The organism is Ectopseudomonas chengduensis (genome assembly GCF_900102635.1).
In the GTDB taxonomy this organism is placed as follows: domain Bacteria; phylum Pseudomonadota; class Gammaproteobacteria; order Pseudomonadales; family Pseudomonadaceae; genus Aquipseudomonas; species Aquipseudomonas chengduensis.
In genome coordinates this window covers 58,732-73,314 of record NZ_FMZQ01000009.1, presented here as the reverse complement: position 1 = coordinate 73,314, position 14,583 = coordinate 58,732, and the positions used below count along the sequence as shown (strand labels likewise).

The 14,583-nt window shown below is 62.0% G+C and carries 17 protein-coding genes and 1 pseudogene; 11 read left to right on the top strand and 7 right to left on the bottom strand.

The window, feature by feature from the left end:
* Nucleotides 1-83 precede the first annotated feature (83 nt).
* Nucleotides 84-548 carry a CopD family protein gene (locus BLS08_RS15190; RefSeq protein ID WP_017677813.1) on the top strand — a complete coding sequence of 155 codons (465 nt, stop codon included), beginning with the start codon at nt 84-86 and terminating at the stop codon, nt 546-548.
* Between the two features lie 40 nt (nt 549-588).
* Here BLS08_RS15190 and BLS08_RS15185 read toward each other — a convergent pair whose 3' ends face one another.
* The 4 genes from BLS08_RS15185 to BLS08_RS26820 form a co-directional block, all read right to left on the bottom strand.
* Nucleotides 589-1,350 (bottom strand): hypothetical protein, encoded by a 762-nt coding sequence (locus BLS08_RS15185; RefSeq protein WP_017677814.1) that lies wholly within the window; start codon nt 1,348-1,350, stop codon nt 589-591.
* Nucleotides 1,343-1,633: a DUF1145 domain-containing protein gene (locus tag BLS08_RS15180; RefSeq protein WP_231976632.1), complete on the bottom strand. Its 291-nt coding sequence runs from the start codon at nt 1,631-1,633 to the stop codon at nt 1,343-1,345. The genes BLS08_RS15185 and BLS08_RS15180 overlap by 8 nt, the downstream gene beginning before the upstream one ends.
* Before the next feature lie 174 nt (nt 1,634-1,807).
* Nucleotides 1,808-2,542, bottom strand: coding sequence for a PA1041 family peptidoglycan-binding anchor lipoprotein (locus BLS08_RS15175; RefSeq protein WP_026088653.1), 735 nt, complete (start codon nt 2,540-2,542; stop codon nt 1,808-1,810).
* A gap of 143 nt (nt 2,543-2,685) precedes the next feature.
* Nucleotides 2,686-3,315, bottom strand: coding sequence for an OmpA family protein (locus BLS08_RS26820; protein WP_004423806.1), 630 nt, complete (start codon nt 3,313-3,315; stop codon nt 2,686-2,688).
* A gap of 163 nt (nt 3,316-3,478) precedes the next feature.
* Between BLS08_RS26820 and BLS08_RS15165 the strand changes: the two genes are divergently transcribed.
* The 3 genes from BLS08_RS15165 (at nt 3,479) to BLS08_RS15155 (ending at nt 5,646) form a co-directional block, all read left to right on the top strand.
* Nucleotides 3,479-3,976 carry a DUF6231 family protein gene (locus BLS08_RS15165; protein WP_004423805.1) on the top strand — a complete coding sequence of 166 codons (498 nt, stop codon included), beginning with the start codon at nt 3,479-3,481 and terminating at the stop codon, nt 3,974-3,976.
* 4 nt (nt 3,977-3,980) lie between these two features.
* On the top strand, nt 3,981-4,463 hold the full coding sequence (locus tag BLS08_RS15160) for a YchJ family protein (protein ID WP_026088654.1): 483 nt from the start codon (nt 3,981-3,983) through the stop codon (nt 4,461-4,463).
* 67 nt (nt 4,464-4,530) lie between these two features.
* Nucleotides 4,531-5,646: a hypothetical protein gene (locus tag BLS08_RS15155; protein ID WP_017677819.1), complete on the top strand. Its 1,116-nt coding sequence runs from the start codon at nt 4,531-4,533 to the stop codon at nt 5,644-5,646.
* Nucleotides 5,647-5,714: 68 nt separating this feature from the next.
* On the opposite strand, the gene BLS08_RS15150 is transcribed toward BLS08_RS15155, so the two are convergent.
* The gene (locus BLS08_RS15150) at nt 5,715-6,269 is read right to left on the bottom strand and encodes a hypothetical protein (RefSeq protein WP_017677820.1); all 555 of its coding nucleotides are present in this window, start codon (nt 6,267-6,269) and stop codon (nt 5,715-5,717) included.
* A gap of 192 nt (nt 6,270-6,461) precedes the next feature.
* Between BLS08_RS15150 and BLS08_RS15145 the strand changes: the two genes are divergently transcribed.
* From BLS08_RS15145 to BLS08_RS15130, 4 genes are all read left to right on the top strand, one after another.
* On the top strand, nt 6,462-6,959 hold the full coding sequence (locus BLS08_RS15145) for an LEA/WHy family protein (protein WP_026088655.1): 498 nt from the start codon (nt 6,462-6,464) through the stop codon (nt 6,957-6,959).
* Between the two features lie 17 nt (nt 6,960-6,976).
* Nucleotides 6,977-7,171 (top strand): SEC-C metal-binding domain-containing protein, encoded by a 195-nt coding sequence (locus BLS08_RS15140; RefSeq protein WP_017677822.1) that lies wholly within the window; start codon nt 6,977-6,979, stop codon nt 7,169-7,171.
* Nucleotides 7,172-7,178: 7 nt separating this feature from the next.
* Complete coding sequence (locus tag BLS08_RS15135) at nt 7,179-7,643, top strand: DUF2489 domain-containing protein (protein ID WP_017677823.1); 465 nt, start codon at nt 7,179-7,181, stop codon at nt 7,641-7,643.
* Nucleotides 7,644-7,743: 100 nt separating this feature from the next.
* Entirely contained in the window at nt 7,744-10,257 is a 2,514-nt protein-coding gene (locus tag BLS08_RS15130; RefSeq protein ID WP_017677824.1) for a penicillin acylase family protein, read from the top strand.
* Nucleotides 10,258-10,692: 435 nt separating this feature from the next.
* On the opposite strand, the gene BLS08_RS15125 is transcribed toward BLS08_RS15130, so the two are convergent.
* Nucleotides 10,693-11,385, bottom strand: coding sequence for an NUDIX domain-containing protein (locus tag BLS08_RS15125; protein ID WP_090336887.1), 693 nt, complete (start codon nt 11,383-11,385; stop codon nt 10,693-10,695).
* A 141-nt stretch (nt 11,386-11,526) separates the two neighbouring features.
* On the opposite strand from BLS08_RS15125, the gene BLS08_RS15120 reads away from it, so the two are divergent.
* Genes BLS08_RS15120 through nadE form a run of 3 tightly spaced genes read left to right on the top strand, consistent with a single transcriptional unit; the run spans nt 11,527 to nt 14,205 of the window.
* Nucleotides 11,527-12,171, top strand: coding sequence for a nicotinamidase (locus tag BLS08_RS15120; protein ID WP_017677826.1), 645 nt, complete (start codon nt 11,527-11,529; stop codon nt 12,169-12,171).
* Nucleotides 12,168-13,367 (top strand): nicotinate phosphoribosyltransferase, encoded by a 1,200-nt coding sequence (gene pncB, locus BLS08_RS15115; RefSeq protein ID WP_017677827.1) that lies wholly within the window; start codon nt 12,168-12,170, stop codon nt 13,365-13,367. Before BLS08_RS15120 ends, pncB begins: the two co-directional genes overlap by 4 nt.
* Before the next feature lie 10 nt (nt 13,368-13,377).
* Nucleotides 13,378-14,205, top strand: a complete 828-nt coding sequence (gene nadE, locus BLS08_RS15110; protein ID WP_017677828.1) for an ammonia-dependent NAD(+) synthetase — start codon at nt 13,378-13,380, stop codon at nt 14,203-14,205.
* Nucleotides 14,206-14,337: 132 nt separating this feature from the next.
* On the opposite strand, the pseudogene BLS08_RS15105 reads toward nadE, so the two are convergent.
* A pseudogene (locus BLS08_RS15105) lies at nt 14,338-14,523 on the bottom strand (hypothetical protein); the annotation flags it as partial.
* Between the last annotated feature and the right edge of the window lie 60 nt (nt 14,524-14,583).

The window sequence follows — 14,583 nt, the reverse complement described above, 5'->3', positions numbered from 1 at the left end:
CATAGCGCGGCAATCGATCTGGCGCTGACTCGCGTGCCAATCGAATGAACCGACCTGCCAAACGGCCCCTCTGGAGATACCGCATGACACCTTACGCACCACTCTATGCGCTACACCTGCTGGCCGCCGTCGTATGGGTCGGCGGGATGTTCTTCGCCTGGATGATCCTGCGCCCGGCGGCGGTGGACATACTGGAGCCGCCAGCACGCCTGCGCCTGTGGCTGAGTGTGTTCAAACGCTTCTTCGTCTGGGTCTGGATAGCGGTAGCAGTCCTGCCCTTGACTGGAGTCGGCATGCTGCACATGAGCTACAGCGGTTTCGACGCCGCGCCGCGCTACGTGCACGTCATGATGGGTCTGTATCTGGTGATGCTCGCCCTGTTCCTGCGCATTCAGGCGCTGCAGCTGCCGCAGCTGCGGCGCGCCGTGGAGAGCGAGAACTGGCCTGCAGGCGGCGAGGCGCTGGGGCGGATTCGCAAAGTGGTCGGCAGCAACCTGCTGATCGGCCTGGCACTGATGACGCTGGCGGCCATGCGTCCGATGTTCTGACTGGCGCTGCTGCCTTACGAACCAAGGCAGCAGCAATTATTCAGAACCGAAACACCTGCACGGCACCACTGCGGCCCGCCGCACCTTCGCGCCCAGGCTGGCCAGGTTTGCCATCGGCCGCACCATCTACACCGTAGAGCAGGCAGCCCTTGGCAGCGCCCCCACGGCCGGGGCGCCCCGCCGAACCAGCTGCACCACCCGCGCCGCCATCGAGCAACACCTGCATGCGCTCGACCTCGACGTGGTGAGGTACCTCCAGCACCACGCTGCCGCCTGCAGCACCTTCATGCCCATCGGTGCCGTCCTGACCATCGTGGCCAGCACTGGCCTGACCCCAGGTGCAACCACCCGGCTGCCCATGCGCACCATCGAGCCCGGCATAACCCGGTCTGCCCTGACCACCGCGCACATCGAGGGTCAAGGATTCGAATGTCAGCTTGTGCAGCTTGAGCTTGATCTCCCGCCCAGGCGTGGCTGGCCGGGTGTAAGTGCCAGCGGCACCTTTGGCGCTGATCCAGGCGCCCGGGCCGATATCGGCGTCCTCTACCACCAGTCGCAGTGGCTGATCGCTGGGCGCAACGCCAATGCGCGCGTCGCGGCCCATCAGCAGCTCACCGATATGCAACTCGGTCACCGTTGCCGGAATCATCAGGGTCGCCTGATCCGCCACTTCCAGCCGTTCGAGCTGCAGGCTGCTACTGGCGACCGGCAAACGCATCAGCGTATTGGACGGCACCGTGACCTGCATAGCGGCCAACGACGGACCTGCGAACAGACAGAGCAACAGGGCGAGACTACGCATGAGCCGCCTCCTCGAGCGCAGCTGCAGCAGCGCTTTCGGCCCCTTGCTCGGCCTTCAGCGGATAGAGGTGAAAAATGCCGAACAGCAGGACCTGTACACGATCCAGCCAGGGGCTAGCGCGACCGGACAGGAGCCCCGAGAACAGCCACAGCTGTACCCCATGCAGCAGCGCAAGAAAGCCCGCGAGCAGATAGACGAGCTGTTCGAACGGCGCGCCAAAACGCTTGGCCAGCGCCGCCGCAAATACCAGCCAGAAAGCCAAGGCCAGCGCCTTGCCCATCATCAACAATGCTTTCATCCCCGCCCTCTTGCTCTGGTTTTTCTAATAGCGCAGCACGTTAACCGGTCGCGGCCCGGACCACCAGAGCGAGGGAATATTTTCCTTGACCTCAGCTATCACCAGCCGCAAAAGCGACACCCCCCAGGCCTATGATGACCTGTGGGGCGCCCCTGCGCTTCAACGGGAAACGTACAACTCTACGCGGCGGTTCTGTGCGCGGCCGGCATCACTGCCGTTGTCCGCCACCGGTTGGCTCTCACCACGGCCTTCTGTACTGAGCTTGCCGGCAGGCACACCCTGGGCGATGAGAAAGTCGGCAACACTGCGTGCGCGGCGTTCGGACAACCCCTGGTTGTAGGCATCAGAACCAACGCTATCGGTATGCCCGACGACCTTGACTGCGACCAGACTGGCACCGGTCAGACGGGTACTGACATCGGCAAGCAGGCGCCGCGCCTCAGCCGTCAGTTCGGCTGAATCGAACGCGAACAGCACATTTCCCAGGTCGCTGAGAACGATGATCTCATCCTGCGCCTGCTGCTCCATCGCCGGCTCGGTCGCAACACTGGCGGGGTATTGCGGCAAAGGGCAGCCGTTATGGCCTACCGCAGTACCGGCTGGCGTGCCGGGGCAGCGATCACGGCGGTCGAACACACCGTCGCCATCTTCGTCGCCGTCCTGCGCATAGCAGATGATGGTGCCCAGCAGAGCACCGGCTACCGCGCCGCCTGCTGCCCAGGTGGAACTTTCGATTGCGCCGAGGCCGCCACCGGCCAGGGCTCCAATCGCACTGCACAGGGGCCAGTTCCCCTGGTTGAGCGGCGCGTCTCCCGTACTGGAAGTCGTGGCACAACCCGAGAGAACACTGCTGACCAAGAGAAAGGGTAAAACCCTCGAAAGCTTGATTCTCATGGCGGTGTCTCCTGTGATACCGGCATGTTGCCGGTATCACAGGAGTAAAGACGGCGACAGGATTTCAGACAAGAAAAGGCCCGACCGATGGAAATCGGTCGGGCCTTCGCGGGTGACGCCTGACTTGGCTTACACGAAGCGCCTTACGGCTGAGCTTCGACCTCGGCTTCCACGCGACGGTTGATGGCGCGACCATCAGCAGTGGCGTTGTCGGCAACCGGGCGGCTCTCGCCATAACCCACTGCCTGCACACGGCCGGACTCGACACCGTACTGGTTGACCAGAACGTCACGCACGGCACTGGCACGGCGCTCGGACAGGCCCTGGTTGTAAGCATCGCTGCCCACCGAGTCGGTGTGACCTTCAACCACGGTGCTGGTCTGTGGGTACTGTTTCATGAAGTCGGCCAGGGCTTTGATGTCGCCATAGCTTTCCTGCTTGACCTGGGCCTTGTCGAAGTCAAACTTGACGTCCAGCTCGACACGGACGGCTTCGGCCGGCTCGGCAACGGCAACCTCCTCGACAACGACTTCTTCGACGACGGCAACCTGCTGCGCTTCGGCACCATGTACCCAGCAGTAGGCGGCAGCCATACCGGCACCCACCAGCGCACCACCACCAGCCCAGGTAGAGCTTTCGATTGCCCCTAACGCCGCACCACCAACACCGCCTACAGCTGCGCAGGTGGGCCAGTCGGTTTTCTGCAGGCCGGCGCAACCGGTCAGCAAGGTACTAGCCAGAATCAGGGGTACTGCGTTCCTTGTGATACTCATACTTTAGGTCTCCAATGTTCATCGGCCCATAACCGACTCGATAGTAGTAAAGACAGGAGTTGTACAATCCGCCAGCTATAGCAGCTTCTGCGGATAATTTTCTCTCACTCTAGGCCTGATACCGACACCACGTTAGTCTTTGCAGACTTTTCGAGGAAGTTCGATGACCGCCAGCCTTAGTACCCGTACTCCACAGCAAGCCATTGCGGCACTGCTTGCCCGCTATACCCCCGAGAAACTGCTGTTACTCGGCGCAAGCGAACTGCCCGCAGTCAGCGCCTTTCACAGCGCCCACCCGCAGTGTCAGGTCACCACCGCACCTGCTGCTCCCTTGGCGCCGGAACTGGCCGCACAGCGCTTCGACCTGGCAATTCTGGTCGACTGTCTGGAGCACTTACCCAAACGCGATGGACTGCAACTACTGGGTGGCATTCGCAACCTCAACGCCAGCCGGGTCGCCGTGTTGCTCGACCTCAAGGCAGGTGATTGGCAGGAAACCGACTTTTTCGCCCTGGCCATGCAAGCCAGTGAACAGTTCCAGCGCGAGGGACAGACCCTGCATCTGTTCACCTATGATCTACTCGATTACAAGCAAGTTCCCGACTGGTTGAACGCGAAGTTCTGGGCTAATCCACAAAACTTCGGCAAATACTGGTGGTAGAGCAATGAACCCACTCGATCCCAATTGCCCTTGTGGCAGCGGTAATTCGCTGAGCCAGTGTTGTGGTCACTATCATGCGGGCACCCACGCGCCCAGCGCGGAGCTGCTGATGCGCTCGCGCTACAGCGCCTATGTACTGGGCCTGGTGGACTATCTGGTGGCCACCACCCTGCCCGTCCAGCAGCAGGCGCTCGACCGCGACGCGATGGCTGCCTGGAGCGCCCAAAGCACCTGGCTCGGCCTGGAAGTCGAAGGCAGCGAGGTGTTCGGCGGCAAGCCAGAACACGCCCAGGTCAGCTTCGTCGCACGCTGGCACGATGACAACGGCGAACATCGTCACCGCGAATGCTCCGCTTTCGTTCAGGTGGACGGACGCTGGTTCTTCCTCGACCCGACGGTGCCACTGAAGGCCGGACGCAATGATCCTTGCCCCTGCCAGGGCGGGCAGAAGTTCAAGAAATGCTGTGCGCCCTACCTGAATGCCTGATTGGCGTTAATCCTGCTTTCTGCTTGAGTTGATACGTCCTGCGAGGACATTCAACAAGGAGAAAGCCATGCACAAGAAAAGTGGTATCGCTCTTATCCTGGCCGGCCTGCTAGCAGGCTGCGCCAACCAGCCCGGCGGGCTGCAAGGGGAAACGCTGGATCTGGGTGACAGCCAGCGCGTCAGCCGCCTGTTCGCCTACCCGAACAATTGCAGTGTGATCTGCTACCGCGACTGGACGCTGGAACAGACGGTCGAACACTACCTGCAACAGAGCCTGACGCGCGATGGTTACCCCCAGGCCAACGTGCGCGTAACACGCAATGGGGAACATATTCACGCCAATTTCGATGGCACGCCAACGGATTACGGCAAGTCCCTGCTGCAATTGCTCGATGCCGGTGATCTGGCCTATCAGGGCGCCAGCCAGCTCAATAGTGACGGTAAATGGCAGTACAACTGGTACTTCTTCCTGCCTCTGGGCATGGCCCTGGAGAACCGCAAGAGCGTCGAGCTGCTGCACTTCCCACCGGACTACTCACTGACTCAGGCTCAGGATTATCTGCGTTCGAGCACCACGGATCGCTGGGCCTCGCTGCTCAGTTTCAATGGCGTACAGCCGGAACACACCCCCGCTTACCAGACCATCATCGACATCGCTCCCATCGCCGCCCCAGCCAGTGCCGGCAGTGCCCTGGAAGGCGTTTATGGCTATTTCACCAGCTATCAGCGGCGCATGGTCAGCGAGCTCAGCGTCGGCTCTGGCGATACCAGCCTGCCGATGGTCGCCTTTGGTGCGCCGGTGCGCAGTTGGATCACGCAGCAATACGGGGTGAATCTGCCGGTGCTGGGCCTCGGCCAGATCGATGCAGCACCTGGGCAGCAGGTCTCAGTGCTCGGCGCCAACCATCCCAGCTACATCTGGTATGCGGCCGACCCGGCCAACAACAAGGGCAGCGAGGCCGCCGCCAACGCAGCAGGGATCAAGGTCATGGGGCAGGACCTGAGCGCCGCCTGCTGGCAAGCCGGTATGGGCCAGCAACCGACAGCTGATCCGCAGCAGACGCTGAACACCTGCACCGAGAAATGGCAGGTGACGGAGAAACTGCAAACCTGCGAACTGTTCTTCACCAGCGTGCGCAACCTCAAACCCGAGGAGGCCGCTGCCAAATGCAAGGCGGGTTAGTGGCCTGAACGCAAAAACGCCGTGGCTGCGTGTGCAGCTCACGGCGTTTCAGTCAGGCTAGTGAATTCTCAATCCTGCAGCTTCAGATGCGAGGTGTCCGGTGCAGCCGCTGGAGTCGCAGGTTTGGCTTGCCCCATATCGCTACCAACGGGCGCCAGACTGAACTGCGACAGGTCGACCTGTGGCGCGGCGGCGTCGGGCCTGGCGTCCTGCAGATCGCTGCCTACCGGTGCGATATCGAAATCCGGAGCATCCACATCACTGAACGCGGCCATGTACTCATCTCGTGGTGCGACCTGCAGGCGCCCCGGCCTGGCCGCGGGCAGTGCGGCTGCCGGAGAAGTTGCCGGCTCTACGGGCGGTGGCGGGGCCAGCTCGACTTCCTCGATCAACGCATCCATGTCGACGACCTCGACCCGCGCACCGGCACGTTCCAGAGTCACGCGGTACTTCTCCGCCCCGGCGGCGTCGAGATTGTTCTTGATCACGATGCGGCGCCCGGAGAACAACTGAGCGATGCGCTGAGCATCGGCCTGGAACAGCTTGGCCATGTTGGCCTTGACCAACTCCGGCTGGGCGCCCGGCACCAGTTGCCCGGAGAAGGCGATCTCGTAGCGACTCATGGTCACACTCCTGTCCTATTCGCCGCTCAGTATGGCGCAGGTTCCTTTGCCCTGACACTTCAGGCGTCTCATTCATGCTCTCCCGATTACCAACAACCCGAAACCTCCACAATATCTCGTTGAAAATAATGAGTGCTTCCCCGTTGCAGCCAAGCGCTTGCTTGTTACACTGGGACGCAATGGGGGTATGAAATGTTTTCTCAGGCGCAAATGATAAGAATTATCAGCCTATTGATGTTTTTTGGCCTGCTTTCAGGCCTGCCAGGATGCTCCACCTGGATGACAGGTGGTTTCAAGGACCCGGACGTCCAACTCATCAAAGTTGATGTGGTCAAGGCCAGGCTGCTCGAACAGGAGTTCCGCCTGCGTTTTCGAATCGACAATCCCAACGGCGTCAGCCTGCCGGTGCGCGGGCTGGACTACAACGTCCATCTCAATGGTATCCAGTTGGCCGAGGGCTACTCCAACGAGTGGTTCACCGTGCCCGCCCACGGCCACCACACCTTCGAAGTACCGGTGCGCACCAACCTCTGGCGCCATGTGCGGCAGATCGTCAAGGCACTGGAAAAACCGGACGTACCGATTCGCTATAGCCTCAAGGGTGAGGTAAAAACCGGCATGTTGTTCGGCCGAAGCGTGCACATGTCGCGTAATGGCGAGATAATTCCCGGCGATTTCATCCCCGAATAACCTGCACGAGTAACACCATGAGCAACCAACCCCACGTCCACGGCCCTGACTGCAACCATGACCACGATCATCACGATCACGGCCATGTGCACGGCCCGCACTGCAACCATGGCCATCAGGAGCCGGTGCGCAACGCGCTGAAGGATGTCGGCCGTAACGATCCTTGCCCATGCGGCAGCGAGAAGAAGTACAAGAAGTGCCACGGCGCCTGAACCGCGCATGAGTGCCTTGAACCTCACCCTGCTGCTGAGCGGCCTGCTGCTGATCGCAGCGCTGGCCGCTTATGCCTGGCATCTGTGGCTCCGCGTCTGGGCGAACCAGCGCGCCCGTGACGAAGCGCAGCAAGAACGCCAGCAACGCATCGGCGGTGATCTGAACATCCTCGCCAGCAGTCTTCTCGACGAGCAGTTGCCACTGATCGAAGGCGCCATCCGCATCAAGGTGCTGCTTGACAACTATGACAGCGCCCTGAGCAATGACAGCCGCTGCCAGGTGTTCCATCTGCTCTTCGAAGCCACCGCCGAGGTGCCCACGCATGCGGGCTGGAAAGCGCTGGACAAGGCTGAACGGCGGCGCTTCGAAAAACGCTTCAACGAGCTGGAACTGCAGCACAAGGCCGCTGCCCGCATCGCTGCACGCTGGTTACTGGACGAAGGACTGAAAGGGTCTCGAGCAAACGCCTGAGCCCCTCTTGCCAGGCTGCGACAGCCTTATTACCTTGGCGCCTTTGTGGCCGGTCATTGCGCGACCGGCCTCGACCGTCCGCACACCAAGGAACTTCGCCATGCGCGCGCTGGCCCGCCTGACTCTTGCCGCCTCACTGATTAGCCTCGCCGGCTGCCAGTCCCTGCTCAACAGCCGTTATGCCGACAGCGTGCCGCCTACCCGTGGCGTTGAGCGCATCCAGGGCGTGGCCGAGAGTGCGTCGGTGCGGCGTAACGCACTCGGCATGCCGCTGATCGAATCGAGCAATTTTCACGACGCGCTGTTTACCCTGGGCTACGTGCATGCCGGTGACCGTCTCAGCCAGATGGTCGGCATGCGCCTGCTGGCTCAAGGCCGCCTGGCCGAGATGGCGGGGCCCGGCGTGCTGGAAATGGACCGCTTCATGCGCGCGGTCAACCTGAAAAAGAATGCAGAAATTCTCTACGCCGACGCCTCGCCACGCCTGAAGCGCTTCTTCGAGGTCTATTCGCGTGGCGTCAACGCCTATATGTTCCGCTACCGCGATCGTATGCCGATGGATCTGGCCGAGTCCGGCTACCGTCCCGAGTACTGGAAGCCCGAGGACTCGGTGCTGTTGTTCTGTCTGCTCAACTTCGGCCTGGCGGTGAACCTGCAGGAGGAGATCGCCGCGCTGACCATGGCCCAGCAGGTGGGTGCCGACAAGCTGCCCTGGCTGCTGCCGATCTACCCGGACGAACCGCTGCCCTTCGCCGAGGCGGAAAAACTCGCCGGCCTCGACCTCAAGGGGCAGTTGCCGGGCCTGCAGGCGATTTCCCGCACAACCGCGCAAATCGCCGAACAACACATGCTCGGCGTCGCCGCCTCGAACAACTGGGCCATCGCCCCGCAACGCAGCCGTGGCGGCAAGAGCCTGCTGGCCAATGACACGCACCTGCCACTGAGCATGCCCTCGCTGTGGAGCTTCGTGCAGATCCGCTCGCCCAAGTATCAGGCCGCTGGCGTCTCCCTGGCCGGCGTACCGGCGGTGGTGGCCGGCTACAACGGCAAGCTGGCCTGGGGCATGACCATGGTCATGGGCGACAATCAGGACATCTACCTGGAGCGCATAAAACGCGAAGGCAGCCGCCTGATGTACCAGGCCGACGGCAAGTGGCTACCGGTGATGGAGCGCCAGGAAACCTTCTTCATCAAGGGCCAGCGCCCGATTCGCGAAACCCTCTATGAAACCCGCAACGGCCCGCTGCTCAACTCGGTACTGGGCGAACGCAAACATATGCTGCAGCCCCTGGCGCTGCAGAGCGGTTACGGCCTGGCGCTGAAAACCACCCAGTTCGAGCGTGACCAGAGCCTCGACGCCTTCTTCGACCTGTCGCGAGCACAATCGGTGGACCAGGCTTTCGAGGCGACGCGGGAGATCCGCGCCATGCCGCTGAACATCGTCTTCGCCGACGCCCAGCACATCGGCTGGCAGGTCACCGGGCGCTATCCGAATCGCCGCGAAGGTCGTGGCCTGCTGCCCTCCCCTGGCTGGGACGAGCGCTACGCCTGGGACGGCTTCGCCGACCCGATGCTGCACCCTTACGATCAGGACCCGCCGCAAGGCTGGCTGGGCACCGCCAACGAACGCAGCGTGCCGCCCGGTTACGGCATGCAGCTGTCCAGCTCCTGGTACTACCCGGAACGCGCCGAACGCATCGCCGAGCTGGCCGGCAATGGCCGTCACGATGGCCGCAGCATGATCGCCATGCAGTACGACCAGACCTCGCCCTTCGTCGCCAAACTGCAGGCCATGTTCAATGACCCTGCCATGCACGACTCGCTGCGCCAGGCCATCGCTGCCCTGCCGGCTGGCCAGCGCGCACGTGCCGATGAAGCGCTGAAGCGCCTGCTGGCGTTCGACGGCAAGCTTGCCGCCAGTTCGGCCGATGCCGCCATCTACGGCGCCTTCCTGCATGAAAGCGCACGGCAGATCTTCCTCGACGAGCTGGGCCCGGACAACAGTCCAGCCTGGAAGGCACTGGTGCAAACCGCCAACACCTCCTATTCGGCGCAGGCCGATCATCTGCTTGGGCGTGCCGACAGCCCGTTCTGGAACGACATCCGCACGCCAGAGCAGGAAGACAAGCCGACCATCCTCGCGCGCAGCCTGGCCGCCAGCATCGAGCTGTTGGAAAATCGATTGGGCGCCGAGCGTCGCAACTGGCAATGGGGCAAGCTGCACACCTATGAGTGGGTAACGGACACCACGCGCATGGCGCCTTACATGAGCGCCAGCCAGCGCACCAGCATCAACGCCCTGAAAGGTTACCTGGATCGCGGCCCCTATCCGGCCGGAGGCGACCACAGCACGCTGAACGTCTCCGCCTACGCCTGGGGCCAGGATTTCAACACCTTCTTGATCCCGGCCATGCGCATCGTGGTGGATTTCGCCGCGGACGAACCCTTGGTCGGCGTCAACAGCTCGGGCCAGTCCGGCAACCCGGCCAGCCCACACTATGCCGACGGCATCGAGTCATGGCTCAAGGGCGGCTACATGAGCTTCCCGTTCAAGGCACAGAACCTGGACAAGGTCTACGGCAACCAACGCCTGTTGCTGATGCCGGCCAAGTAATGACCGTTCGTCGGGCGACGCTGAACCTTTCCCTCAGCGCCCCACTCTGAATAATCGACTTACTCCATAGATCATCGTTTTAAGGCGCCCCTGGCGCCTTTTCTTTTGCCTGAAGAAAAAAGATGGCTTTTTTCCATCACCGAATGGAACTTCCCGGACGAAGCAGGCTCAGAGACATGCATCGATTGAAATGCTCCCCTGGCGCCTCTGGCGCCTATTTTTTTGCCTGCGATTCAGGGAGCGCCTGCGAACAGGCCGTTGAAAAACCTAGGCGAGGCAGCCAGAGCAATACCTGTGGCGGCCCCGCAAAAACAGGCGAAAAACGATCGGAGTCGCGGTCGACTTTACGAGCTGTAAATGAGCATTTTGACTGGGCTCGCACGCGAGCCTGTTTTTAACGCAGCAAGGCAACGTAGGTAGTTCTTCAACGGCCTGCTAAGCCAGCAGGCTGCGGTCGAAGATAAAGGCCTCAGACTCTTGCGGACGATGCTCCAGCAGGTTCTGTGGCCGCCCCATCTTCGGATAATTCTTCTCGCCGGTATCACTGATCCAACCCTGCGCCTTCATCCGTTCCAGCCTCCCGCGCAAGGTGGTGTGCTGCACCGGCTCGCCCAGACAAGCCTGGAACGCCGTCAGCGCTTCGGTCACGGTAAATCGCGGCGCCAGCAGGTACAGCGGCAGCGAGCTGTACACCGACTTGCCGCGCAGCCGCTCGGCTGCCAGGCGCACCAGTTGCGTATGGTCGAATGGCAACGCCTGCTGCCCGGCGGTGACGCGCGACAGATCGACGAAGCGCAAACTTTCATCCTGCGGCTCGGCGTCGGGTGCCAGCAGCGCCAGATAGCAGGTGCTCAGCGACCAGCCACGTGGATCTCGCAGACCATTACCCACCGTCGCCACCTGCTCCAAATACTGCGGCTGCAGGCGTGCCTTGTCCGCCAGCGCGCGAGCAGCGGCGGCATCCAGGCTGGCATCGGCGCAACGACCGTTGACCAGCACGCCCGGTAGCGCCCATTGCCCAGCGTAAGGTTCACGCTGGCGACGCAACAGAAGCACCTGTAGCGTCCCCTCCTCGCTCAGACGCAGAGCGACGATATCTACCCCGGCCAGCACCTCAACTGCACTCATCCTGTTGCTTGCTCCCTCATGTACTTATTTCATCTTGACCAATAACTCATATTTTTTCACGCAGGATTTGGTGAAAACGCTTGACTACATATTTCATCAGATGAAATATGTAGTCACCCAAGCGCAGTAAGGAGGCGCACCATGAAGATCGCCAGCTTCGACGTCGACGCCCAGAAAGGCTTCACCCCGCTGTGCCCCAACGAGCTCCCCGTACCCGAGGGCGATGCCATCGTCCCGGCGCTGAACCAACTGGCCGCACGCGCCCAACTGCGCATCGGCAGCAAGGATGCCCATAGCCCGCAGGCGGCCTGGGTCGTCGACAAACACGATGAGATGCTGCGCCCCCTGCCGCTGGCCAATGCCGACCTGACCTGGGTCAGCCACTGCGTGCCCGGTACGCCCGGCTTCGAACTGCTCGATGGCCTGCCAGCGCCGCTGGATTACGACTATTTCGTGTGGAAAGGCGTTGAGCCGGACCTGCACCCTTACGGCGCCTGCTATCACGACCTGGCCGAGAAGCGCAGCACGGGCGTGATCGAATTTCTTCGGCAAAATGGCGTCGACCTTGTACTGGTGGGCGGCCTGGCCCTGGACTACTGCGTCAAGACCACCGCCCTGCAGCTGCGCAGTGCCGGCTTCGAGGTGATCGTCTTCCTACCGGCCTGCCGCGCCATCGCCAGCGAAACGGCCGAAAGCGCCTGCATCGCCATGCGCGAACAGGGCATTACACTGGCTGCCAGCCTGGAACAGCTGGATGGCACCCTCGCCAAGGAGAACCTGCGATGAGCGAGAGCATTTTCGCCGACCGTACCGTGCAGAACCTGCTGGACACCGATTTCTACAAGCTGACCATGATGCAAGCGGTGCTGCACAACTACCCCAATGCCGAGGTGGAATGGGAATTCCGCTGCCGCAGCAGCGAGGACCTGACGCCCTACCTGGCCGAGATCCGCTATCAGATCGAACGCCTCAGTGAGCTGAGCCTGAGCGTCGACCAGTTGGCCTTCCTCGAACGCATCCCGTTCATCAAACCGGACTTCATTCGCTTTCTAAGCCTGTTCCGCTTCAACCTGCGCTACGTGCACACCAGCATCGAAGACGGCCAGTTGAGCATCCGTCTGCGCGGCCCCTGGTTGCACGTGATCCTCTTCGAGGTGCCGCTGCTGGCCATCGTCAGCGAGGTACGCAACCGCTATCGCTACCGTGAAGTGCTGCTGGAGCAGGCTGCCGAGCGCCTGTACGAGAAGCTCGATTGGCTCAAGGCCGAAGCCTCGCCGAGCGAACTGGCCGGCTTCCAGCTGGCTGATTTCGGCACCCGCAGGCGCTTCTCCTACCGCGTGCAGGAGCAGGCGGTACACATCCTCAAGCGCGATTTCCCCGGTCGCTTCGTCGGCACCAGCAATGTGCACCTGGCCCGCGAGTTCGACCTCAAGCCCATTGGCACCATGGCCCACGAATGGCTGATGGCGCACCAGCAGCTCGGCCCACGCCTGATCGACAGCCAGATTGCCGCGCTCGACTGCTGGGTGCGCGAATACCGCGGTTTGCTAGGCATCGCCCTGACCGACTGCATCACCATGGATGCCTTCCTCGCCGATTTCGACCTGTACTTCGCCAAGCTCTTCGACGGCCTGCGCCATGACTCCGGCGACCCACTGGTGTGGGCGGAAAAAGCCATCGCCCACTACGAGAAACTCGGCATCGATCCGATGAGCAAGACCCTGGTGTTCTCCGACGGGCTCGACCTGCCCAAGTCGCTGCGGCTCTACCGTGCACTTTCCGGGCGAATCCACGTAAGCTTCGGGGTCGGAACCAACCTGACCTGCGACATCCCCGGCGTCGAGCCGATGAACATCGTGATCAAGATGATCGCCTGCAACGGTCAACCGGTAGCGAAGATTTCCGATACGCCCGGCAAGACCCAATGCCGCGACGAGAACTTCGTCCATTACCTGAAACACGTCTTTCGCGTGACCCACTGAGGAGCCAGACATGAGCAACCGCCAAGCCGAAATCGCCGCCGCCCTCGACGTGGTGCCGCCGTTCGCCGACGACGCTGCGCTGAGTGCAGAAATCGAGCGGCGCAAGACCTTCATCAAGAACACCCTGAAGAATTCCGGCCTCAAGGTGCTGGTCCTGGGCATCAGCGGCGGCGTCGACTCGCTGACCGCCGGGCGCCTGGCCCAAATTTCGGTCGAGGAGCTGCGTGCCGAAACAGGCGATACTGCGTACCGCTTCATCGCCGTGCGCCTGCCGCACAACGCTCAGCACGACGAGCATGACGCCCAGGATTCGCTGAAATTCATCTGCGCCGATGAACAAGACACAGTAAACATCGCCGACAGCGTCTCCGGCCTCGGCGAGCAGGTCACCCATTTACAGAAACTCAGCGACGCCCGCCGCGATTTCGTCGTCGGCAACATCAAGGCACGCATCCGCATGGTTGCCCAGTTCGCCATCGCCAACGCCAACAATGGCCTGGTGATCGGCACCGATCACGCCGCCGAGGCGGTGATGGGTTTTTTCACAAAGTTCGGTGACGGCGCCTGCGACCTCGCCCCGCTGTCCGGCCTGGTGAAGAATCAGGTACGTGCCATTGCCAAGCACCTGGGTGCTCCGCAGCACCTGGTGATGAAAACGCCGACCGCTGACCTGGAAGAGCTGCGCCCAGGCAAACCAGACGAGGAGGCGCATGGCGTCACCTACGCCGAAATCGACGCCTTCCTGCATGGCGAGAAAGTCAGTGACGAGGCCTATGCCACCATCGTTCGCACCTACGACAACACACGCCACAAACGCGAACTGCCACTGGTGCCCTGAGCGCCGCAGGGCGGAAAGAAAAAGCCGGGCATCGCCCGGCTTTTTCGTCTGCACTGCAAATCAATGCCACTCCCCGGCAATGCGCTCTGCTGGCGCGGCGAGGCGCTCGAAAACCTCACGTGGCCGACACTGCGCCACCGGCGCCGGCGGCGGTTGATCGGGCAATGTCGGCTCACCCGGCTCCTGCGGCGGCACGGGTCTTCCTGGCTGATCAGGGATATCGGGCTCGGGCTGGCCGGGAATGCCTCCCGCATTGAGATCGAGCAAAGACATGAGTCGTTCTCCTGAACGTGGACTGTTACAGGTGGAGCCCCACATGAGCAGTAAATTCAGGCTATCCGACCAAACGCTAGCGCGCACAAAAAAGCCGGGCTAAGC